At 30.9% G+C, this 22,413-nt stretch carries 27 protein-coding genes and 2 pseudogenes; 2 read left to right on the top strand and 27 right to left on the bottom strand.

Annotated elements, in window-relative coordinates:
• Nucleotides 1–43: 43 nt before the first annotated feature.
• On the top strand, nucleotides 44–1,909 hold the full coding sequence (gene dcm, locus NPA13_RS00605) for a DNA (cytosine-5-)-methyltransferase (RefSeq protein ID WP_257089327.1): 1,866 nt from the start codon (nucleotides 44–46) through the stop codon (nucleotides 1,907–1,909).
• A 1,417-nt stretch (nucleotides 1,910–3,326) separates the two neighbouring features.
• Here the strand turns inward: dcm and rplO are convergent.
• The 20 genes and pseudogenes from rplO to rpsJ all read right to left on the bottom strand — a co-directional run bounded on the left by rplO (nucleotide 3,327) and on the right by rpsJ (nucleotide 12,622).
• Nucleotides 3,327–3,767, bottom strand: coding sequence for a 50S ribosomal protein L15 (gene rplO, locus NPA13_RS00600; protein ID WP_257089325.1), 441 nt, complete (start codon nucleotides 3,765–3,767; stop codon nucleotides 3,327–3,329).
• 1 nt (nucleotide 3,768) lies between these two features.
• On the bottom strand, nucleotides 3,769–4,398 hold the full coding sequence (rpsE, locus tag NPA13_RS00595; protein WP_257089323.1) for a 30S ribosomal protein S5: 630 nt from the start codon (nucleotides 4,396–4,398) through the stop codon (nucleotides 3,769–3,771).
• Nucleotides 4,398–4,748 (bottom strand): 50S ribosomal protein L18, encoded by a 351-nt coding sequence (rplR, locus tag NPA13_RS00590; RefSeq protein WP_257089321.1) that lies wholly within the window; start codon nucleotides 4,746–4,748, stop codon nucleotides 4,398–4,400. Before rplR ends, rpsE begins: the two co-directional genes overlap by 1 nt.
• Nucleotides 4,749–4,772: 24 nt before the next feature.
• The gene (gene rplF / locus NPA13_RS00585) at nucleotides 4,773–5,312 is read right to left on the bottom strand and encodes a 50S ribosomal protein L6 (protein ID WP_257089319.1); all 540 of its coding nucleotides are present in this window, start codon (nucleotides 5,310–5,312) and stop codon (nucleotides 4,773–4,775) included.
• 5 nt (nucleotides 5,313–5,317) lie between these two features.
• Nucleotides 5,318–5,713: a 30S ribosomal protein S8 gene (gene rpsH, locus NPA13_RS00580; protein WP_257089317.1), complete on the bottom strand. Its 396-nt coding sequence runs from the start codon at nucleotides 5,711–5,713 to the stop codon at nucleotides 5,318–5,320.
• A 2-nt stretch (nucleotides 5,714–5,715) separates the two neighbouring features.
• Nucleotides 5,716–5,901, bottom strand: a complete 186-nt coding sequence (locus NPA13_RS00575) for a type Z 30S ribosomal protein S14 (protein ID WP_257089315.1) — start codon at nucleotides 5,899–5,901, stop codon at nucleotides 5,716–5,718.
• Nucleotides 5,902–5,904: 3 nt separating this feature from the next.
• Nucleotides 5,905–6,450 carry a 50S ribosomal protein L5 gene (rplE, locus tag NPA13_RS00570; protein ID WP_257089313.1) on the bottom strand — a complete coding sequence of 182 codons (546 nt, stop codon included), beginning with the start codon at nucleotides 6,448–6,450 and terminating at the stop codon, nucleotides 5,905–5,907.
• Nucleotide 6,451: 1 nt separating this feature from the next.
• A complete protein-coding gene (gene rplX / locus NPA13_RS00565; RefSeq protein ID WP_257089311.1) occupies nucleotides 6,452–6,784 on the bottom strand; it encodes a 50S ribosomal protein L24 in 333 nt (110 codons plus the stop codon).
• 22 nt (nucleotides 6,785–6,806) lie between these two features.
• Nucleotides 6,807–7,172, bottom strand: a complete 366-nt coding sequence (gene rplN, locus NPA13_RS00560; protein ID WP_257089308.1) for a 50S ribosomal protein L14 — start codon at nucleotides 7,170–7,172, stop codon at nucleotides 6,807–6,809.
• Entirely contained in the window at nucleotides 7,172–7,441 is a 270-nt protein-coding gene (gene rpsQ, locus NPA13_RS00555; RefSeq protein ID WP_306428736.1) for a 30S ribosomal protein S17, read from the bottom strand. The genes rplN and rpsQ overlap by 1 nt, the downstream gene beginning before the upstream one ends.
• Nucleotides 7,442–7,443: 2 nt before the next feature.
• Complete coding sequence (gene rpmC / locus NPA13_RS00550; protein WP_257089306.1) at nucleotides 7,444–7,638, bottom strand: 50S ribosomal protein L29; 195 nt, start codon at nucleotides 7,636–7,638, stop codon at nucleotides 7,444–7,446.
• Entirely contained in the window at nucleotides 7,638–8,060 is a 423-nt protein-coding gene (gene rplP / locus NPA13_RS00545; RefSeq protein WP_257089304.1) for a 50S ribosomal protein L16, read from the bottom strand. The genes rpmC and rplP overlap by 1 nt, the downstream gene beginning before the upstream one ends.
• A complete protein-coding gene (gene rpsC / locus NPA13_RS00540; RefSeq protein WP_257089301.1) occupies nucleotides 8,060–8,710 on the bottom strand; it encodes a 30S ribosomal protein S3 in 651 nt (216 codons plus the stop codon). Before rpsC ends, rplP begins: the two co-directional genes overlap by 1 nt.
• A gap of 1 nt (nucleotide 8,711) precedes the next feature.
• A complete protein-coding gene (gene rplV, locus NPA13_RS00535; protein ID WP_257089299.1) occupies nucleotides 8,712–9,056 on the bottom strand; it encodes a 50S ribosomal protein L22 in 345 nt (114 codons plus the stop codon).
• On the bottom strand, nucleotides 9,056–9,334 hold the full coding sequence (rpsS, locus tag NPA13_RS00530) for a 30S ribosomal protein S19 (RefSeq protein ID WP_257089297.1): 279 nt from the start codon (nucleotides 9,332–9,334) through the stop codon (nucleotides 9,056–9,058). Before rpsS ends, rplV begins: the two co-directional genes overlap by 1 nt.
• Entirely contained in the window at nucleotides 9,334–10,179 is an 846-nt protein-coding gene (gene rplB / locus NPA13_RS00525) for a 50S ribosomal protein L2 (protein ID WP_257089294.1), read from the bottom strand. Before rplB ends, rpsS begins: the two co-directional genes overlap by 1 nt.
• A 113-nt stretch (nucleotides 10,180–10,292) precedes the next feature.
• Nucleotides 10,293–10,760 carry a 50S ribosomal protein L23 gene (rplW, locus tag NPA13_RS00520; RefSeq protein WP_257089292.1) on the bottom strand — a complete coding sequence of 156 codons (468 nt, stop codon included), beginning with the start codon at nucleotides 10,758–10,760 and terminating at the stop codon, nucleotides 10,293–10,295.
• Entirely contained in the window at nucleotides 10,760–11,488 is a 729-nt protein-coding gene (gene rplD, locus NPA13_RS00515) for a 50S ribosomal protein L4 (RefSeq protein WP_257089290.1), read from the bottom strand. Before rplD ends, rplW begins: the two co-directional genes overlap by 1 nt.
• A 171-nt stretch (nucleotides 11,489–11,659) precedes the next feature.
• Nucleotides 11,660–12,283: pseudogene (gene rplC / locus NPA13_RS00510) on the bottom strand (50S ribosomal protein L3); the annotation flags it as partial.
• 33 nt (nucleotides 12,284–12,316) lie between these two features.
• A complete protein-coding gene (gene rpsJ, locus NPA13_RS00505; RefSeq protein WP_257089286.1) occupies nucleotides 12,317–12,622 on the bottom strand; it encodes a 30S ribosomal protein S10 in 306 nt (101 codons plus the stop codon).
• A gap of 380 nt (nucleotides 12,623–13,002) precedes the next feature.
• Here rpsJ and NPA13_RS00500 point away from each other — a divergent pair.
• A pseudogene (locus NPA13_RS00500) lies at nucleotides 13,003–14,650 on the top strand (IS1634 family transposase).
• A 158-nt stretch (nucleotides 14,651–14,808) separates the two neighbouring features.
• Here the strand turns inward: NPA13_RS00500 and NPA13_RS00495 are convergent.
• The 7 genes from NPA13_RS00495 to NPA13_RS00465 all read right to left on the bottom strand — a co-directional run bounded on the left by NPA13_RS00495 (nucleotide 14,809) and on the right by NPA13_RS00465 (nucleotide 22,411).
• Nucleotides 14,809–15,150 carry a co-chaperone YbbN gene (locus NPA13_RS00495; RefSeq protein WP_257089285.1) on the bottom strand — a complete coding sequence of 114 codons (342 nt, stop codon included), beginning with the start codon at nucleotides 15,148–15,150 and terminating at the stop codon, nucleotides 14,809–14,811.
• Nucleotides 15,151–15,158: 8 nt separating this feature from the next.
• Nucleotides 15,159–16,811 (bottom strand): ribonuclease J, encoded by a 1,653-nt coding sequence (locus NPA13_RS00490; protein ID WP_257089283.1) that lies wholly within the window; start codon nucleotides 16,809–16,811, stop codon nucleotides 15,159–15,161.
• Between the two features lie 154 nt (nucleotides 16,812–16,965).
• Complete coding sequence (pyk, locus tag NPA13_RS00485) at nucleotides 16,966–18,399, bottom strand: pyruvate kinase (RefSeq protein WP_257089281.1); 1,434 nt, start codon at nucleotides 18,397–18,399, stop codon at nucleotides 16,966–16,968.
• Nucleotides 18,400–18,574: 175 nt separating this feature from the next.
• Complete coding sequence (locus tag NPA13_RS00480) at nucleotides 18,575–20,182, bottom strand: MAG1430 family protein (protein WP_257089279.1); 1,608 nt, start codon at nucleotides 20,180–20,182, stop codon at nucleotides 18,575–18,577.
• Nucleotides 20,169–20,762 carry a ribosome biogenesis GTP-binding protein YihA/YsxC gene (yihA, locus tag NPA13_RS00475; RefSeq protein ID WP_257089277.1) on the bottom strand — a complete coding sequence of 198 codons (594 nt, stop codon included), beginning with the start codon at nucleotides 20,760–20,762 and terminating at the stop codon, nucleotides 20,169–20,171. The genes NPA13_RS00480 and yihA overlap by 14 nt, the downstream gene beginning before the upstream one ends.
• 4 nt (nucleotides 20,763–20,766) lie before the next feature.
• Nucleotides 20,767–21,228 carry a pantetheine-phosphate adenylyltransferase gene (gene coaD / locus NPA13_RS00470; protein WP_257089275.1) on the bottom strand — a complete coding sequence of 154 codons (462 nt, stop codon included), beginning with the start codon at nucleotides 21,226–21,228 and terminating at the stop codon, nucleotides 20,767–20,769.
• Nucleotides 21,215–22,411 (bottom strand): acetate/propionate family kinase, encoded by a 1,197-nt coding sequence (locus NPA13_RS00465; protein WP_257089273.1) that lies wholly within the window; start codon nucleotides 22,409–22,411, stop codon nucleotides 21,215–21,217. The genes coaD and NPA13_RS00465 overlap by 14 nt, the downstream gene beginning before the upstream one ends.
• Nucleotides 22,412–22,413: the final 2 nt, after the last annotated feature.

Raw genomic sequence — 22,413 nt, 5'->3', positions numbered from 1 at the left:
GAGGTACAAAATTTAATTACCTCAATGTTTTTAGGAGTTGAAAATGGAATTTAGAATTTTAGACATATTTTGTGGTGCTGGTGGATTAAGTTGTGGTTTGGATTCGGTACCAAATTTTAAAACACTTATAGGTGTTGACTTTGACGAAAAAGTTTTATTAACGTTTAAAGAAAATATTAAGGGTAGCGAGACTATTCACGGTGATTTAACTAATAGAGATGTTAAAGATAAAATTATAAAATTAGCTAAAAAGAAAAAAATTAATATGATCGTTGGTGGTCCACCGTGTCAAGGTTTCTCATTGAAGGGTAAAAACCTAGGATTAGACGATCCTAGAAACTTCCTTTTCAAAGAATATATAGAAATTGTTAAAGAATTGGAACCTGAAATTTTCATAATTGAAAATGTAAAAAATTTAATTAATGCTGCAAATGGATATTTCATGAAACAAATTTTGGAAGAATTTCATCAGTTGGGTTACATTATCAATTATGATGTACTTGATGCTTTAAACTTTGGTATACCACAACACAGAGAAAGAGCTATTATAATTGGTTCTAAAACAAAAAGCATACTTCCACCCAAAGGAAATAATAAGATTGTTACTGTTAGAGAAGCTATTAGTGACTTAGCGTATTTAAATTCTGCTGAAGGTTCTTTTGAGAGTGCTTACAAATTCTCACCACAAAGTGACTATCAGAGATCGATGAGAAAAAACTCCAATACATTGTACAATCATCAAGCAACAAATCATTCTGAAGTAGCATTAAATAAGTTATCTCTAATCCCTGCTGAAGGTGATAAAAAATCATTACCACAAGAACTTCATGGTAAACAAAAATTTTCAACCACATGATCAAGACTAGTATGAGATAGTTATAGTCCTACTATAGACACAAGATTCGACACACCATCTAATGGGAGAAACTCACATCCGGTCTTAAACAGAGCAATAACACCACGTGAAGCGGCAAGATTACAATCATTTCCTGATACATATATTTTTTACGGAAATAAGTGCAATGTTTGCAAACAAATTGGTAATGCTGTGCCACCTTTATTAGCTAAAGCAATTGCCGAAGAGATTGCGAAGGTTTATGAAGAAAAAACTGTTAAAACTGAAAAATTTGAATGCCATTTAGCAAACTCTCTTACATTTGTTAAAGAATTACAAGCTAATAAAGTTAAAGTTGATGCTATAATAACTGATCCACCATACAATATTTCAAAAGAAAATAACTTTAATACACTGAACAATCCTAGAAAAGGAGTCGACTTCGGAGCTTGAGACAATAACTTTGATGTATGTGGATGAATAGAAAATTATGCTAAATTGCTAAAACCAAATGGTTCAATTATAATTTTTTGTTCATATTTATTTATAAGCTTCTTGTGTGACGCCTTGGATAATAATGATATAAATGTTAAAGATATATTAGTTTGAAAAAAGACAAATCCCATGCCTAGAAATGTTAATAGAAGATATGTACAAGATATGGAATTCGCTATTTGAGGTGTGAAAAAACATGGTAAATGAACATTTAATAAGCCAGAAAAGATACCATATCTTAGATCAACATTTGAAAGTGCTGTAGTTTCCGGAATAGAAAGAACTATCCACCCAACTCAAAAAAGTTTAAAAATTATGAATGAAATAATAAGAATACACACCAATCCTGGAGACCTAATTTTAGATCCATTTATGGGTAGTGGAACAACTGGTGTTGCTGCTATTCAAAATCATAGAAAATTTATTGGTATTGAAGTAAATGATGATTATTTTAATTTAGCTATTGATAGACTTTTAAAAACTAAGGAAACGTCAAGTGATGATTACTCGCGAAATTGAACTTCTATTGAAAAGAGAATTTCCAACAAGAACACTCAAAGTAGACAAAAAGTAAGTTAGTCTACTTTTTTTAATAATTTTTAAAAAGATTTATTTTAGTTAAATAAAAAAACAGATTTCTCTGTTCAATAATTCTATTTAACAACTAATTCTCCTTGCTCAGATTTCTTCTTTTTAATTTTATAAAAGATATACAAGTGAGTGGTAACCACACCAATCCCAGTGAGTAAGGGGTAAACGATGAATGTGAGTTCATATTACGCATAGTAGGTATTATTACTCAGCATAATAAACGAATAACCATCATGCTATGTCAATTAGTAGATTCTTTCAATCATATTTAAAATGAGATTTATTAAATAGAAACGTATTGACAATCATCATTGAATAGAATATAACAATTGATAGACCAGTCATAATTGTTAGAGTTAATAAGTTAACAGGATTATAGATTCAAAAGTTAAATGCTAATATAATCCCAATTAAAGAAAAATAAATGAGGTAGTGCGTAAATAATACAAGCGAACTTTTCTTGTAGCTTGCATGATGTTAAGCCATATAATTTGCGCTTCTAATATACATCAAGAATAGTCAAGAATAATCAGCATACTTAATACTAAATATCACACTAAACTGTCTTGTGATTTTTCAGATGTAATTACGTGGAATATAGAAATAATCATCTCACCAAAGAAAATAATAACTAAAAAACCAACTCTTTCAAGTAAATGCTGAAAGTTGAATTTTCCGACCTTCGTCTTAGAGAATGCAAATATTATTGCAAGAATTCAATCTAAAGAAGGGGCTAAGAAAATTAGGATTATTCCATATGGGTAGTTAATGATGAGTCCAATTCATACAAGTAAAGCCTGTATGAACTTTGTACCAAGATTATTCTTTGTTCCTTATTATGTCAGTTAACAATAAATCTGTAAGTATATTGAATACCCATACTTAATAAAATAAGTAAATAGATTATATTAAAGAACATAAAAGTTTGGTCCATTCAATGTTAAATGAGTAAATAAATAACATTAAAAATGCTATATCAACAAGTGTGAAAATCCTATCAGGAACATTATCTGTCCCATAAAGGTAAAAGTACATTGTCTTATGGATTCAAATATTAAGTAGGATGATTAAGACACCGAAAAATTTAAGGATATCTAAGCTGAAAATTGATGCATGAGCTACATCATGAGAAGAACCGTGTTCACCTAAATTAAAGATACCGACAAGTTGGCTAATAACTAAAACAAAGACAAAGTCGTAAAAGAGTTCGATGAGTGCAACCTTTTAGCTATTTTCTTGATTTTGTTTATATTCCTCCTTTTGTATAAATTGCATTGTTTAAATACAAAAAGTTAAAATTTAGCAGATATTTTAATGAAATTTAAATGTTTTGATAAAGAAGGTCAAAAATAAAAAACACCTTAGCATAGCTAAAGTGCCTTATATGTTTAATTGAATTTAGAAATTATAATTCGTTAATTGTTCCACCTAATTTAGCAAAAGCTTCTTTAGCTGATGCTGATGCTTTGTGTACATCGATTGTTAATTTCTTTGTTAATGTACCATTTCCTAATAATTTAACAGGCATATTTCTTTTAATTAAGTTTACACTGAATAAAGCTTCAATTGTGATTACATCACCGTCGTTAAATCTTGTTTCTAAATCAGCAAGGTTGATTACTTGGTATTCAACGTGGTTAACATTGTTAAATCCACGTTTTCCGATTCTACGGAATCATGGTGTTTGACCCCCTTCGAATCCTAATCTGTGACCTTTACGTTTGTTTTGACCTGATTGTCCTTTACCAGCTTGTTTACCTTTTCCAGCAGCGTGTCCTCTACCTTTACGGTGTTTTTCTGGTCTTGAACCTTCTGTGAATTTTAAAGTATTTAATTTAATTGCCATATTATAAATCCTTAACTTCTTTGTCTCTGATTTCAGCGATTTCTTCGACAGTTCTCATGTTTAATAATGCTTTAACTGTAGCTTTAACAACGTTTGCTTTTGAACGAGATCCATATGTTTTTGTAACGATATCTGTGTATCCAGCTAATTCAACAACAGCACGAACTGTTCCTGAAGCAATAAGTCCTTTTCCTTTTGGAGCAGGTTTTAAAATTACTTTAGATGCTAAGAATTTAGCAGTAATTTCATGTGGAACTGTACCATTAACTACTGGTACTGAAACAAGGTTGTTTTGTGCATCTTTAACAGCTTTCTTGATAGCATCTGGAACTTCGTTTGCCTTACCGTGTCCAAATCCTACAAGACCTTTTTTGTTTCCAACTACAACAAAAGCTGAGAAGCTGAATCTTCTTCCACCTTTAACAACTTTTGTAACACGAGCAATGTCAACTACTTTTTCTGAGAATTCTGATTCGAATTTAGGAGCTGCTTGACGTGGTCTTCTGTTCATTGGTTTTCTGTTTGCACGTTCTTGTTTGTTTTCTGTAGCTTCTGATTTAACTGTTCTTGGTCTTCTTGCTGTAACTTCTTTTGTTCCAGCTTCTAATTTAACTTCTTTTTTGTTTTCCATTAGAATTTAACTCCTTGTTCTCTTACTGCTTCTGCAAATGCTTTAACACGTCCATGGTAGATGTATCCACCACGGTCAAAAACGATTTCTGTAATACCTAATTTGTTAATTTTTTCACCCATTAATTTACCTAATTCTGATGCTGCAGCGATGTTTCCTGAGTATTTTTCATTTTTAAGTGTTGAAACACTTGCTAATGTAACACCTTTTGTGTCATCGATTAATTGAGCATAGAAGTTTTGGTGTGATTTGAATACATTTAAACGAGGTTTTGTAGCTGTACCGCTAATGTGTTGACGTAAACGAACATGTTTAACTTTTCTAGCTGCGTTTCTTGATTTTGCTTTCATTTTATTCACCTAGCAACTCCTAAATTATTTAGAAGCTGTTTTCCCTTCTTTACGTCTAATTTTTTCACCTTTGTAAGAAATACCTTTACCTGAGTACACGTTAGGTTTTCTGATTGCTCTAACTACTGAAGCAAATTGTCCAACTTGCTCTTTGCTAATTCCAAATACTGAAATTTCTGTAGGTTTAGCAACTGTAACTTTTAATTCTGATGGAACTTGTTTTGAAACTGGGTGTGAGTATCCAGCGTTAACTACAAGTTCATTTCCTCTAAGTTCAGCTTTGTACCCAACCCCTTTGATTTCTAAATCAATTTGGAACCCTTCTGAAACTCCCTTGATCATGTTTGCGATAAGAGCGTTTGTTGTTCCATGTAATTGTTTTGTTTGTTTGTTTTCGTTTGCACGTACTGTTGTAACTTGGTTGTTTTCTACTTGTACTTTGATTAATGGACTAAATGTTCTTTCTAATTTTCCGTGTTTTCCTGAAACTGTAACTGTGTTACCGTTAACTGAAACTTCTGTTCCAGCAGGAATAACTAAAACTCTATTTCCAACACGAGACATACTAATTATCAAATGTAAGCGATGATTTCACCACCAACATTAGCCTCCTTAGCTTGTTTTCCTGTCATTAATCCTTTTGAAGTAGAGATGATTACTGTACCGTAACCTGATAAAACACTAGGAATTTCATCTGCTTTAACGTAAGTTCTAAGACCTGGCTTAGAAACTCTTTTAAAGTCAACGATAGCTTGTTTGTTTTTCTTGTATTTTAATGTAACTACTAATTCTTTGTTTACACCTTCACCTGAAACTGTGTAAGATGCAATGTACCCTTCTTCTAAAATTAACTTAACAATAGCTTCTTTTTTAGTTGAATATGGAATTGAAACAGTTTTATGTTTTCTAATGTTAGCGTTTTTGATTCTAACAACTAAATCTGAAATTGGATCTGTAATAAACATAATTATCAACTCGCTTTCTTCATACCTGGAATTTTACCTTCGTGTGCAAGGTTTCTAAAGCAGATACGACATACTTTGTATTTTCTTAAAACTGAGTGTGGACGTCCACATAATTCACAACGTGTGTAAGCACGTGTTGAGAATTTAGGGTGACGTTTAGCTTTTGCGATTAATGCTTTTCTTGCCATAAACTATTTAGCTCCTTTTTTTTCGAATGGTACACCAAGTGCTTCTAATAATGTTTTAGCTTCTTGGTCAGATTTAGCTGAAGTTACAATAATAACGTCAAGCCCTTTGATTTTACGGATTTTGTCAAATTCGATTTCTGGGAAGATGATTTCTTCTTTAATTCCTAAGTTGTAGTTACCTCTTCCATCGAAAGCTTTTGGATTAGCTCCACGGAAGTCACGAATACGTGGCATTGCAACATTGATTAATTTGTCTAAAAAGTCTCACATTCTTTCTCTACGAAGTGTAACTTTTCCACCCATAGGCATACCTTCACGAAGTTTTCATGAAGCGTTTGATTTTTTAGCTGTTGTTTGGTATGGTTTTTGAGAAGAGATTAATGTTAATTCATTTAAAACTTCTTCAATAGCTTTTGAGTTGTTGATTTCTTTTCCAGCTGTCATGTTTAATACAACTTTTTCGATTCTTGGAACTTCCATTGATGATTTATATTGGTATTTTTCTTTTAAAGCAGGAACTGCTTTTTCTAAATAAACATTTTTTAACATATTAGATTTCCTTTTGTGTTCTTTTTGCGATTCTTACTTTTTTACCTTTGTCATCAATTTTGTATCCGATTTTTGAGATTTGTGCTGGTTTATCTTTTGTAGCTTTTTTAACTAAATATGCAACATTTGAAACGTGGATTGGAGCTTCTTTTTCTGAAATTGAACCATCTTGGTTTTGGTGTGAAGGTTTGTTGTGTTTTTTAACAATATTTACACCTTTAACGATAACTTTGTTTTCTGAACGTAAGATTTTTTCGATTTGACCTGTTTTTCCTTTATCTTTACCGGCAATAACCATAACTTCATCATTAACTTTGAATTTGATTTTGTTCATAACTTATCTCCTTATAAATAAATTAAAGTACTTCAGGTGCAAGTGAAACGATTTTTGGGTATTTTTCTCTAATTTCACGAGCAACAGGTCCGAACACACGTGTTCCACGTGGTGTTCCATCTTCTTTTAAAATTACAACTGCGTTATCATCAAAACGAATGTATGTACCATTGTCACGGTGAATTCCGTAAGCTGAACGTACAACTACTGCTTTAACAACTTGCCCTTCTTTAACCATACCGTTTGGAATAGCTTTTTTAACTGAACATACAATAACATCACCAATGTTTGCTGTTTTTTTCTTTGACCCACCTAAAACACGAATAACACCGATTTCTTTAGCACCTGAGTTATCAGCAACGTTTGCTCTAGATAATTCGTGAATCATTAGTTATTTCCTTCGATTGCAGTTTGTTTAACTTCTACTAATCTGAAGTGTTTTGTTTTTGATAATGGTCTTGTTTCCATAATAACAACGATGTCACCTAATTTAGCAACATGGTTTTCATCATGAACAGCAAATCTTTTTGTTGATTTGTAACGTTTTGAATATAATGGGTGTTTTTTGTATGTGTCAACTGCTACGATGATTGTTTTTGCTGTTTTACCAGCAGAAACAACTGTTCCAACTAAAGTTTTTCTTGAGTTTCTTTCCATAATTATTTAGCTCCTTTTTTTTCATTTAAAGCTGTTTTAACTTTAGCAATGTCTTTTCTAATGTTTGCAATTTTGTGTGTTTCTTTTAAATCACCTGTAACGTTTTTATATCTTAAAGTAAATAATTCTGCTTTAAGTTGTTCAACTAATGTGTTTAATTCATCAACTGATTTGTTTTTTAATTCTTTGTAAAGCATTATTTATCCCCTTCTTCTCTTTTGATAATTTTTCATTTAACAGGTAATTTGTGACCAGCTAATCTTAAAGCGTCTCTTGCTACATCTTCTGCAACACCTGACACTTCGAACATAACTGTATTAACTTTAACTGCTGTATATCATAATTCAGGAGTACCTTTTCCTGATCCCATACGTACACCAATTGGTTTAGATGTTTTAGCAAAGTGAGGGAAAATACGGATAATAACTTCCCCTTCACGTCCCATTCTACGTGTAGCAGCAATACGAGCTGATTCAATTTGACGAGCTGTTACTCAAGCAGATGTTACAGCTTGTAAACCAAATTCTCCAAAAGAAACTTTGTTTCCTTTTGTTGCTTTACGTTTGTCGTGTCTTTGAATGAATGGTTTTCTGTATTTGGTTCTTTTTGGTTGAAGCATTATTTATCCCCTTCCAATTTTTCACCTAATGATACTCAAACTTTAACACCAATTGCACCGTATGTTGTTCTAGCAGTAGCTGTAGCGTAATCAACATCTTGTCTTAATGTGTGAAGTTTCATTTCTCCTTCTGAGTACCCTTCTGTTCTAGCCATATCAACTCCGTTTAAACGTCCTGAAACAGCTGTTTTGATACCTTTAGCACCAGCACGCATTGCATTTCTAATAGCAATTTTTTGTGCTGAACGGAAACTTTCACGGTTTTCTAATTTTGTTGCAATCATTTCTGCAAGTAATTTTGCATTTAAATCTGGATTTTTAAGTTCTAAAACTTGAACATTTAAGTTTAAGTTTTTGTTTTTAATAAATTTTGATAATGCTAATGTTAAGTCTTGAATGTTTTTACCTTCAGCACCTAACATAGCAGCTGGTTTAGCTGTGTGAACTAAAACTGTAACTTTGTTGTTTGCGTTACGTTTTACTTCAACTTTACCAATTTGGTATTGACGTACTAATTTATCAAAGAATTTGTAGATTTTAGCATCTTCAACTAAGTATGAACCAAAGTTAGCTTTTTCTGCAAATCATTGTGAGTTGTGAGCTTTTGAAATTCCGTAACGGAAACCATTTGGATTAACCTTTTGTCCCATATTAATTTCTCTCCTCTAATGTGATTGATAAATTTGATGTACGTTTTAAGATAGAGTAAGCTCTACCTTGGCTTCTTGGTTGGAATCTTTTAAGAGTTGGACCTTCATTTACATAAACTTCTTTTACGAATAATTTTGTAGCATCTAAACCATGGTTGTGTGTTGCGTTAGCAACAGCTGAGTTTAATAACTTGATGAAAATAGGAGCTGATTTTTTGTTTGTGTTGTGTAATAACCCTAAAGCAACAGTTACATCTTTACCTCTAAATAAGTTTGCAACTAATTTAGCTTTAGATACACTAACTCTTTGCAATTTAACGTGAGCTTTTGCTTGTTGTTTTTGCATTATTTCTTCTTCCCTTTATCTGCACCGTGACCAGAGAATGTTCTAGTTGGTGAGAATTCTCCTAATTTGTGACCTACCATGTCATCTGTAACGTAAACTTCAACAAATTGTTTTCCGTTGTGAACTGCAAATGTTAATCCAACGAAGTTAGGGAAAATTGTTGAACGTCTTGATCAAGTTTTAATTGGTTTTTTAGGTGCTTTTCCTTCAACGATAGCATCTACTTTTTTAAGTAAATGGTCATCTGCGAATGGACCTTTTTTAAGACTACGTGCCATTATTTAGCATCCTTTCTTCTTCTTAAAATAAGTTTATTTGAAGATTTCTTAGTTTTTCTTGTTTTAACTCCAAGAGCTTTTTTACCTCATGGTGTAAGAGGAGCTTTACGACCAACTGGTTGTTTACCTTCTCCTCCTCCATGTGGGTGATCTACTGGGTTCATTACTGATCCACGTACTGTAGGTCTAATACCTTTGTGTCTGTTAATTCCAGCTTTACCAATATTTACTAATAAGTGTTCTTCGTTTCCTACAACACCAATTGTTGCACGGCAACGAGCTAAGATACGACGTGTTTCACCAGATTTTAATCTTAACACTACGTATTTTCCATTGTCATCTTTACCAAGGATTTGAGCTGATGTACCTGCACTACGTGCAATTTGTCCTCCAGCACCTGGTTGCATTTCAATATTGTGTACAAATGTACCTTCAGGAATGTTTGAAAGTGGTAATGTGTTACCAACAATAATATCTACGTTGTCTCCTGAAACAACTTTTTGTCCTAATTTAATACCTTTAGGAGCTAAAATGTATTTTTTTTCTCCATCTGCATATACAACTAAACTAATGTTTGCTGATCTGTTTGGATCATATTCAATAGTTTTTACTGTAGCAGGGATGTTATCTTTATTACGTTTAAAGTCTACAAGTCTGTAGAATCTTTTAACACGTCCTCCATGATGTCTAACAGTAATTTTACCTTGGTTGTTACGTCCAGCATGATTTTTTAAATTCACTAAAAGTGATTTTTCTGGAGCGTGACCTGATAAGTTTTGTCTGTAATCAAGAGTAGACATGTTTCTACGACCATTTGTAGTTGGCTTAAAATGTTTAATAGCCATTTGTCTTCTCCTTTGCTTAAAAATATTTGGGGATTTGCAAGATTATCTTTTAAGCAACTATTAAAACCCCTTAACTAATTGTTTGATTTGAACATAAAGTTCATCGGATTTAATTATTCTCCACCAACTTTACGTTTTGTAGTAGTTTTCTTAACTGCTGTGTTTGCTTTTTTAGCTGTTGTTTTTTTAGCAGCTAATTTAGCAGCAGCTTTTTTCTCAACTTCTGAAGCTTTAGAAGCTTTTGCTTTTTTAGCTTCATCTGCTTTAGCTTTAGTTTCAGCTAAAACTGCTTCTTCAGCGTCTGATGGAACATAGTTTAATGTTGAACCTTCTTTTAAAGTAACCATAGCTTTTTTGTAACGGTTTGTAAATCCGTGGAAACGTCCTACGTTTTTAGCTTTTTTATCAACTTTGATTGTTCTAACTTTGTCAACTTTAACTTGGAAAATTGTTTCAACAGCTTGTGCAATTTGGAATTTGTTTGCGTGGAAGTCTACTTTAAATGTGTAAACACCTTTAGCTCTTTGAATGTCTGATTTTTCAGTTAAAACTGGAGCTTTAATGATTCTTGTTAATTCCATTATTTAATTCTCCCTTTTAATAATTCAAGACTTTCGTTTGAAACAATCATAACGTCAGCAGCAATAGCAGCTTCAACTGTTAATGAGTTAGCTTTAACAACTGTAACGTTTGGTAAGTTTCTAACTGATTTGTAAACCATTGTGTTTTCTGTAACAACTAAAACATGTTTTAAGTTTGCTACTTGTAATTCAGCTAATTTAGCAGCAACTGTTTTTGTTGAGATTGTGTCTAATGCTAAATCATCAACGATAACAGCTTGATCTTGTGCTAATAATGTTAAAGCTGAAATAAATGCACGGAATTTAACTTTCTTGTTAACTTTAAGTGAGTAGTTTCTGTTTGGTTTAGGTCCGAATGCTCTTCCCCCTCCAACTCAGATTGGTGAACGCATAGAACTGTGACGTGCTCTACCTGTTCCTTTTTGTCTTCAAGGTTTTTTACCTGAACCACTTACTTCTGAACGGTTTTTAACTTTGTGTGTTCCTTGTCTTCTTGATGCTCTCTCTGATAAGATTGAGTCAAATACTGCTTGTTCATAAATTTTTTCACTAGCAAATAATTGTGCTGGTAAATCTGCTTTATGAGCAACTTTAGCAACGTTTTTGTCTTTTTGAACTGTAACTTTAGCTGATTTTGCAGCAGCTGGTTTTGTTGAAGCTTTTTTAGCTGGAGCTGATTTAGCAGTAGCTTTTTTAGCTGTTGTAGATTTTTTAACTGTTTCTGCCATAAATTATTCTCCTTTGTTTGCTTCTGCAGCATCAATTAATTCTTGTAATTGTTGTGCGTTCATTCCAACTGTAACTTCAATGTTGAATTTTTTAGCTTTTTCAATAAGTTCGTTCATTAACATAGCTTCTTTAACGTTTACTAATTTAATTTCTTCACGGCTTGGTAATCCTTTAACCGCTTCTTTTACTACTACGAATGATTTTTTAGGTCCTGGAATTGAACCTTTGATTAATAATAAGTTGTTTTCTACATCTACTTTAACAACTTCTAAGTTTTGAACTGTTGTTTTAACATGTCCAAGGTGTCCTGGCATTGTCATACCTTTGTAAACACGGTTACCTGAGATATCCCCAAGTGATCCTGTTTGTCTAATAGGTTGAGATCCTCCACCTCCACCGTGAGATTTAGGCCCGATGTGTTGGTTATGTCTTTTAATTGTACCAGCGAACCCTTTCCCTTTTGATGTACCTGTAACGTCTACAAGTTCACCTGCTTTAAAAATGTCAGCTTTAATTAAATCTCCAAGTTCGTATCCTGACATATCACGAACTTCTTTAACGAAGCGCTTAGGTGTTGTTGAAGCTTTAGCAAAGTGACCAATTTCAGGTTTGTTTGCTCTACTTGCTTTTTTATCAGCTGTAGCAAGTTGTGTTGCAACGTAACCATCTTTGTCGTTTGTTAAAACTTTTGAAACAACATTTGGTTGTACTTCGATTACTGTAACAGGAACACTTTTTCCTGATTCAGTAAAGATTTGAGTCATACCAACTTTACGTCCTAAGATTCCTTTCATATTGTCTCCTTAAAAATTGGGTATTAAATTTGATTATTTAACTTTAACTTGAATATCCACACCAGCTGGTAATTCAAGTCTTTGTAATTGATCTTGAGTTTTAGCAGAAGGATCGGTAATTACAACTAATCTTTGGTGTGTTCTGCTTTCGAATTGTTCACGGCTTTTCTTGTTAACGTGAACAGATCTTAAGATAGTAATTTCATCTCTTTTTGTAGGTAAAGGAATTGGTCCACTTACTTTAGCATCTGTTGCTTTTGCAATTTCGTAAATTCTTTTTGCAGCAGCATCAACTAATGCGTGGTCAAACCCTTTAACTTTGATGTTTAACTTACTCATTGTTGTCTCCTTTGTTCTTGATTTTGAACATAGCTCCTTTTAAAAACCCAACGTGTCCTCAACAACATTTTGGCACGTTGGCAACCTTAAAATTCATAGCTATAGTTGCTTATTGATTATATAGTAAAAATTAAAAAACAGAAACCGAAATTTCTGTTTTTATTTCTAGCAACTCCTCTCCGTGTATCAAGGAGCTTTTTCTTATGAAATTTTCTTTAAAATTCAGTTATTTAAAATCTGAAATGGAACCCTGAGTTTCCAAGTTGGAAGCTCATTTTTTATAATTTTTAAACTCTACTTATATACTATGTATATAAGTAAAAAATCAAAAATTTTTATTTTTTACAATGATTACAATGATAATAGTGTATAATTAAAGCATGAGCAATTACATTTTATATAAAAGAAACAACCCAAAAGGTATCTATTTAGCAATTGGAATTTCAAAAGGTTATGGTAAAGGAATTGGCGATTTAGTCGGTTTAGGCTATTGAGAAGAAATCAAAGATAAATATTCTTTGCAAAACATTGATGATTTAAAGGCAATCGCAAAATTAGTTCCATTTACAAACAACAAAGTTGAAGCAAAGAGCAAATTTTTTGAATTGCTAGAGCCAACATCTGTTGAAACCAATGTTAAAAATGTTGGAATTGATTTAATTTACAAAATTATCAAAGAACTAGACTTATTTAGTTCATTGCCAAAAAGCAAGCACAAATCATTAGAAGAAGTTCTTGAATTTATCATTGGAACCAGAATTATTTTTCCAAGAAGCTACATTTGTCAATATAAAAACAAAAATGATTTTTACACAATGTTGAAATTAAAAAATCATCAATTTATAACTATTTTGATACTTTTTAACAAATAAAGAAACTATTTTGTTCAATCTTTACAATAAATTACAAGAGTTAACTAATAGAAACAGTAAACAATTACACTTTGACAATACAACTGTTTATTTTGAAAGTTTTTCAAGAAAAGGCGTAAGACAAAAAGGTTTTTCAAAAGACGGCAAACATGATGAAGACCAAATTGTAATAGCAATGGCAACAGACAATAATGGAATACCTTTTCATTACAAAATTTTTGAAGGAAATACTGCCGATTCACAAACTTTAATTAAGTTTTTAATTGAAATGGAAAGAATTTACAAAATTAAAGACGTGTCAATTATTGCCGACAGAGAATTAGTCAAAATGCTAACTTAAGATTTTTAGAACAGAAAGGATATAAATACATCGTTCAAAAACGTATTGATAACCTTAGCGAAGCAGACAAAAAATTCATCATTGAAGATAAAGATTATATGTTGGAACATGAAATGTTTTCAAAAAGCAGATTTGTGGAATCTGTTTGAGCAAACAATAGAAAAAGAAAAGATTTAATCAAACACTTAGAAAACAAATAGTTTACTTTAGTCCAGCAAAGAGAAGCTTGACAGATTAAAAGAGCTTTTTCGATATCAAAATATGAGAAAAATCAATAAATAATGTAATTTGCTTAAGCGATCTTGTTCCAGAATATAAGAAAAAATATATGGATGTTGAAGGCAAAACAATTGCCAAACTAAATTACTCTAAAATTAAAAAAATAGCTGATCAAGATGGTTTCTATATGATTGAAACCAACATACCAGATTTAACAGCGCAAAGAGCTAATGAAATTTATAAACAACAATGAAAAATTGAAGAAGGTTTTAGAACATTGAAATCTTCGCTTGAAGTTAGACCGATGTTTGTTCATAAAGATTCTCACATTCAAGCACATGTTTTCTTGTGTTTCTTAGCATTGATTGTCTTAAAATACTCAATTTACAAACTTAAAAAGTTCTATGAAGATAATGGTGAAATTCAAAAGTAACTATGAATATGTTTATAGATGCCTTAAAACTTATAACAATAACAACTAAAACTGTAAATGGTAAAGTTGTTGTTGAAATCATTAATAATTTAGATCCAAATCATTACGAATTAAACAAAATATATAAAGATTTTTCATTTGTTATAGAAAATCTATCATTGTAATTAAAAATACAAAAAACGAAAACGCCTTATTTATAGGTGTTTTCGTTTTTAACCCTTTTAACTTGGAAACTCAGGATATAGTAAAAATTAAAAAACAGAAACCGAAATTTCTGTTTTTATTTCTAGCAACTCCTCTCCGTGTATCAAGGAGCTTTTTCTTACGAAATTTTCTTTAAAATCCAGTTATTTAAAATCTGAAATGGAACGTATTCATAAGCTTTTTCTTGAATAGTTTGGCCTTGTAATAACATCATTGTAGGAACCTTTAAAACTTGTCATTTTGTATTAGGAACTCTGAATAATTGAGCTTCTTCAGCATCCACATTAATGAAACGAATTCTATGATTTCCTTCATATTCTTTGGCAATTTCCTCTACAATAGGTCTCATCATTTTACAATCACCACATCATTGAGTAGTGAAATTTAAGAAGATTAATTCGTTATCTTTGTTAGCTTCAATTATTTTTTTAGCTTCTTCTCATTTTAAATTTTCAAACATATTCACCTCTAAACAGCTAAAAGTGATAAAGCGATCATAGGGTCTTTATCAGTTGCTTTAAATATTTTTTTTCTAATTGTTTTACGTAATTTTTCATTTAAATCATACATACGTTTGCAGCTATTTGATTTAACTACATCTACAACGATTTGTTTAATTAAGTTAGTCATTTGCTCTTGCTCAGAAATATCAATAACACCAACATAATTAATGTGTAATTGTCCTGTTAAGTTACGTGTTTTCGAATCGTACATAATATTGATTACAATAACACCTTCTCTACCTAAAAATTCTCTTTCAGAAATAACTTCAGATGAAATGTCTCCAACTCCGAAACCATCAATAATAGTAGTTCCAACTTCTTTAACTTTTCCATTGTGACTAAATAATTTACCATCAATAAAGTGAGCTATTTTTCCATTCATTAAGACAAGTGTATTGATGTCTTGAACATTCTTAAGTTCATCATTAATGTAATCACTAGCTGAAACTAAATATCTGTATAAACCTTGAGCAGGCATGAATACATCTGGTTTAAGAACTTTTACAAGTGAAACTAAATCATCTCTTGTAGGTCTTACGTAGAAGAACATTTTTTCACTAATATCAAATAGGTTGTGTGTGATTTTAGCTATTTCATCCATTGTTTGTGCATAATCAGACTCAAGACCATTAACTGGTGGAGCCAACATAATTACAGTGTCACTAGGTTTGATTTTTAAATAAACGTCATTATTTTCTGTAATTCTATTGAAACGTGAATAAAGTCTTTCAGTTGATGCAGTAATTAAAACAATAGCATTTGAATGCTTATTAATTTGTCTGTGGTCAATTAATTTTGGTAATGGCACTACTGTTGAGAATTTAGAAATTAAATCTAATAAATCAGCATATGTTTTTCCATATGGAACTACTGGTCTATTGTATTTGATTGCTAAATCTAAAACTTGTTGCAATGTAACCATTTCTTCACCATAGGCACCAACAATTATTTTTTCATCAGGATTCGCTTTCTTGAAAATGTCATCAAGTTCGGTATATGCATTATATTTTTCGATTCCTCTACCTGAAACGTTTGATTTACCAGCATCTGAAACGATAGCTACAATTTTTCTACCTTCAAAGTATTTTGCAAGTAATGGGAAGTAAACTTTTCCATAAATTCCTAAGTTACCTTCAACATAGTTAAACATAAATAAGTAGTCACCTGTTTTAGTTTGGAAGTTAAACCCAATGTTTCCGGGCATTGAACCTGTTAATCCAAAAGGAACGATTGTTAAATCACCAAATTGAAGTTTTTGTCTAATAACTTGAACTTGTCCTTTTTTAAGTTGAATATCGTATTTTGTAATTCTGTCAATAACTAAAACTTGATTAAATGCAGAAGTATAGATTTTAAGGTTAGGAATTTTCATTAATAATCAAGGGATTGCACTGAATGTTTCATTCTTAATGTCTGTGATGAATAAACCTTTAATTCTGTCTTTGTTTTTGATTAAATAATCAAAATTTGGAATAAGTGTATTAACACCATTTGACATATTTAAAGGCACCTTAGCACCTGCATTAACTATAAAAATGTCATCATTATATTCAAAAACATAACAGTTTTTACCGTTTTCGTCTTGTCCTCCAAGAGCGAAAATATTTACATTTTCCATATTTTTCTCTCTTTCATTATGTATTATGTGTTTTAAAAGTAAGGAATAATTAGTTTGCTAATTAATTTTTTAATTATAGCAAATTGATTTTTTGAGGGTAAAAATAAAAACACCTAATACATAGGTGTTTTAGTAATTAATTACTTAATCCAAATTACTTAACAACGTGTTCTGTAATTTGATCGTTTTCAACAACTAAGAAAGCATCTCCTTGTTGAATTCCGTATGGTTCTAATGCTGAAACAGCATTTTCGTGATCTTGTTTTACAAGAGGGAATAATGATTCTGAATCAACTGAGTTTCATACTGATGAATATGAACCGAATGCATTGATTAATAATGGATCATTTACAATACCAATAACTGTTGAGTTAGGTCTGAATTTAGCAACTTCTTTTAATAAAGCTCCTGTTCTTGATAAAACAACAACATATTTGTATTTTCCTTCTTGTGCTTTTTGAGCTATTGAGTAAGCAATTTGTGAACGTTTGTTTGATTGATCTGAATTTTTTCAAACTTTTTCTAATTGAATTTCGTAGTAGTTTCTTGAGTAGAATTCTTTTTCTGCTCTTCTTGAAATAGCTGACATTGTTTTAACAGCCTCTAATGGGAATGAACCGTTTGCACTTTCTCCTGAAAGCATTGTTGAGTCAGCTCCTAATTCAACTGCGTAGTAAACGTCTGTAACTTCAGCACGTGTTGGGTGTGGTGAGTTTTCCATTGAGTCTAACATTTGTGTTGCGACAATAACTGGTTTACCAGCTTCACGACATTTTCTAATGAACATTTTTTCATAGTATGGAACATCGTAGTAAGGAATTTCTAATCCTAAGTCTCCACGAGCAACCATAATACCGTCTGATGCTTCAATAATTTCATCAATGTTTACACATCCTAAGTGTGATTCGATTTTTGAGAAGATTTGAACGTGTTTTCCACCGTTGTCATCTAATAATTTTCTTAATTCTTTAACGTTTTTAGCTGAGTTAACAAATGAAGCAGCAACATAGTTAATTCCACTTTGAATTCCGAATTTAACGTCGTTGATGTCTTTTTCAGCTAAGAATGGTAATGAGAAGTCAACACCTGGTAAGTTAACACGTTTGTTTGTTTTTAATTTGTGTGTGTTTTCAGCTTTAACTTTTACGTAACCATTTCCAACTTCTGTAACTACTGTTGATAATTTACCATCATCAATTAAAACTTGGTTTCCAACAGATAAGTCTTGTGCCATATCATATGCAACTGTAATTTCTGTTGATGTACCTTCGTGTGAAAGATATTTATCTTGTGTTGTGTAGATGATCATTTCTGTACCTGATTGCACAACTTGAGCTCCATCTTTCATTTTTCCAATACGAATTTCAGGTCCTTTAGTATCTAACATAAGAGAAACTGGAACTTTTAATTCTTGTGAAACTCTTTTTCCTAATGTAAATTTATTTAATTGTTCTTCGTGTGAACCGTGGCTAAAGTTTGCTCTAATTGTTGTTACACCATTTTGAACTAATGATAATAACATATCATAGTTATCACTTGATGGACCAATTGTAGCAACTAATTTAGTTCTTTTATCAGTAATTTTCATATTGCTCCTAGTAATTAAATATATATTTAAAATATAAACATATTTTACAACATTTTTTAAGTTTTACCTTATGGTAGTTTGTAATTAGTTCTATATTTTTATTCCTATGCACAAGTAATAAAAAACACAATGTGCTAATTGTTAGAACATTGTGTAAACAAATAACTTATTAAGCTTATTGATTTAAAAATGAAACGTCGTGACTAAGTTCAATTGTATTATCACTTGTTAATGCAAATACAGATTTAGCAGTTAAATCATCTTTTGTAGCTTTTAAAACATTTTGATTGAATACTAAATGAACATTTAATGTGTTATCTGTCATTGTAATTGTCGATTGTACTCAATCAATTGCGACTAAATCATTGGCTTGTAAATCAAAGTTAGCTTTGATAAATTCAGGTTTAGTTTCTTCATTTAAAGTAGTTACATAATCGTTTAATGCTTGAATAGATGAGTAGTTAGCTTTTAATTTTTCTTCACTTAATGTAAGTGATTTATTAATTAATGTTGAATATTTATTATCTGCAGCAACCGTTGCAAATCCTGTTAACTCATAAACATGTTGTTCTGCAGCTTCATTTTCACTATTTAGTTTTTTAAATTGTAAATATAAAGTTCCTGTTTCATCATTTGCATATGAAGTAAATTCGATGTTTGACATAGTGTAGAAGATATTTTCAGTTGTTGCATCATCTTTATAAACAAATGTAAATAATTTACCTGCGTCAGTTTTAGCAGCTTGTTCTGAAGTCATTACATTTTGAGTTTTAAGTTCTGCTAATCATTTATCTTTGTTTCAATTTGTATCACCGATTTGAAGAATTGGAGAACTAGCAAATTCTGAAGCTAAATGAGTTGATTTATCTAATGAACCTGTTGAAACTAATGAATAATTTTCAATTGTCGGTCTAACAGCATCTAAGAATGATAAATCAACATTAGCATCAACTTTATTATTCTCTTCTAAATTAAACACTGATTGTGCACTTAAATTTTCTTTTGTAGAAGCTAATACATTTAAGTTGTATGAAATACTTAATTTCATTATTTTGTCCTCAAATGTAACTTGCAGACTGCTTCAATTAAAATCAGTTAATTTAGATGATTCTTTTGTTGAGAAATGATTTTTAATAAATTCAACTTTTTTATCTTGCTCTAAGGCTTCAAAGTGTGTTTTTAAAGCGTCTGAAGATTTGAATTCTTTAAATAATTTTTCAGTATCAGCAGTTAATGTAGCAATCGTTAAATTAGCATATGGATTTTTAGTAGTCAATGTTGCGAAACCAGTTAATTCAAAAATGTGAATTTTAACTGTATTTGCATTTTTATCTTTAACTAACATTTTAAGCAATAATGTACCTGTTAAATCGTTTGCATATGAAACAAATTCAATTCTATAACCTTGATCTTTGGCTTCTTGAGCAATCGCATTAAATACCATTCCATTGCTTGCTGTTAATTCAAATGATTTAATATTATCAACTTGATTTTTATCACTTTCAGTTTGGATTTTAGCAGCTGTAAGTTCTTTAATTCAAGCTGAATTATCTCATCTTGTTCCATTAATAGGAACTAATGGATTTGTTGCATATTCAGAAGCTAAATGTTTATCTTTAGTTAATGAACCAGTAACATTTAGATTAAAATCTGCATAATCTATATTAGTTTTTTTCTTTGATTGTTTAACCAATAATGCTGATGTAGCTGCTATTCCACCAAGAACAACAACTGAACCACCTAAAAGTAATAATGGTTTTAATGTTTGTTTAGTCAATTTCATTTTCATCTCCTGAAAGAGTTTGTGTTAAATCATCACTAAGTTGCTCAATTCCAACTTTTTTTTCTGAAGAAACTAAGAAATATTCAAAGTTTCCAAGTTGATTACGTAAGCTTTTAATGTGATTTAATAGTTGGTTTTTGTCTTTTTGTTTAAGTTTGTCAGTTTTTGTGAAAACTAGCTTAAACTTTATATTATTTGATATTAAAAAATTTAATTCAGGAACGTCTGTATTAGTAATTCCGTGTCTAGAATCAATTAATAAGTAAACACATCTAAGGTTTTCTCTTTCTGTTAAATATTCATAAATCATCTTCATCATTTTATCTTTTTGAGTTTGCGAAATTTTTGCGTAACCATAACCTGGTAAGTCAACTAAAACTGCTCCAAATTCATTTTCAAAATAGTTAATTAATTGTGTACGACCTGGTGTCTTAGATGTTTTTGCTAATTTCTTATTTTCAACAATTGCATTGATTAATGAACTTTTTCCAACGTTTGAGCGACCTCAAAAAGCAACTTCATAATTTGGATGTTCGTATCAATTTGTCCTGTTTGTAGATGATTTAATAAATTTAAACATTGTTCTAAATTCCTTTTTTGTTTTGTTTTGCTTTTTCTGTTTGTTCTTTATGTTGTTGTCTGATTTTAGTTGAAGAAATATTTGAGTTTTTATAATCAGGCATTATTATGATTGTTTCAAGATTATTATTTAAAGCATTATTTGCTGTAGCTAAATTGAGTTCATAATTAAAGTCAGTTTGATTTCTAGCACTACGTACAAGTCATTTTACATTTAATTGATGAGCTAAATCAGCTGTTAAATCAAAGTAGTTTTTTAAGACAACCACTTTATTGTTTTCTTGATATTTATTTTTAATTGCTTCAAAATTTTCTTCAATTCTTTCAATATTATCTTTATCAGGATTGTAAGTTACAACAACATAAATTTTGTCAAAAAGCTCGGTAGCTTTTTGCACTATTGATTCATGACCTTTATGAAATGGATCGAATGATCCGGGAAATAAAGCTATTTTAGTTTTGTTCATAAATTTTAATTGCATTTCTTGCAATAACTAATTCTTCATTTGTTCTAATTACATAAACTGGAACTTCTGAATCAGGTGCAGAAATTAAAGCGAATTCACCGATTGGTCCATAGTTAACTTCTGAGTTTAATTTAATGTTTTTGAAGAATAATTTATCTGTAATCATTTGTCTAATAATAGGTGTGTTTTCTCCAATTCCAGCTGTGAAAACAAGCGCATCTGGTTTACCACCAATTTTGTTTGCATAAACTGCTACATAGTCAGCAATTTTTTGTGAGTAAAGTTCAAGTGCAAATTGTGCATCTACATTTCCTTTGTTTGCTGCAGCACAAATATCTCTCATATCTGAAGAAATTGTAGAAACACCTAAAAGACCACTTTGTTTATTTAAAATATCTGTGAATTGATTGATATTTAAACCTGATTGGTTCATAACAAATTGATGAATTGAAGGGTCAATGTCACCGCTTCTTGTTCCCATCATTATACCGGCTAATGGTGTAAGTCCCATTGATGTGTCAAATGATTTTGAATCTTTAACAGCACATAATGAACCACCGTTTCCTAAGTGCATATTAACAAATGTTACAGTTTCCTTGTCTAAGATTTGAGCAAGTTTTTCTGTAATGTATTGGTGTGAAATTCCGTGAGCACCATATTTTTTGATTTCGTATTTTTCTACTAATTCTTTTGGTAATGCATATGAGCTATTTACTTTGTTAATTGTTGTATGGAATGCTGTATCAAAGTCACCTGATAATTTAGCGTGTGGGAAAACTTTTCTAAATCCGTAAATTGATTGCACTGCTCCTGGGTTGTGTAATGGCGCATAAATTGCAACTTTATCTACAATCTTAATTACTTCATCTGTGATTTTTGCTGTATTGTTAAAGTATGTACCACCTTGAACAATTCTAAATCCAATGTATTCAATTTCTTCTGGTTGGTGGATTAGGTTAATTTCTTCCATTAATTCATATAATTTGTTAACAGCAACTTCGTGATTTGGCATTGCTACTGTTTTTTCGAATTTTTGACCATTGAATTTAATTGAAATAGCTCCCTCAGGTAATGTAATTCTTTCAGCAATACCACTAGCGATTAATTCTAATGATTCTTTATCAAATAAACTTAATTTAATTGAGCTACTTCCTGCATTGATTACTAAAACTTTTTTATTCATTA

This window comes from Mycoplasma sp. 2045 (assembly GCF_024582715.1).
GTDB lineage: Bacteria > Bacillota_I > Bacilli_A > Mycoplasmatales > Metamycoplasmataceae > Mycoplasmopsis.
The sequence above is the reverse complement of the archived record's forward strand: the minus strand, read 5'-3'. Positions and strand labels throughout refer to the sequence as shown.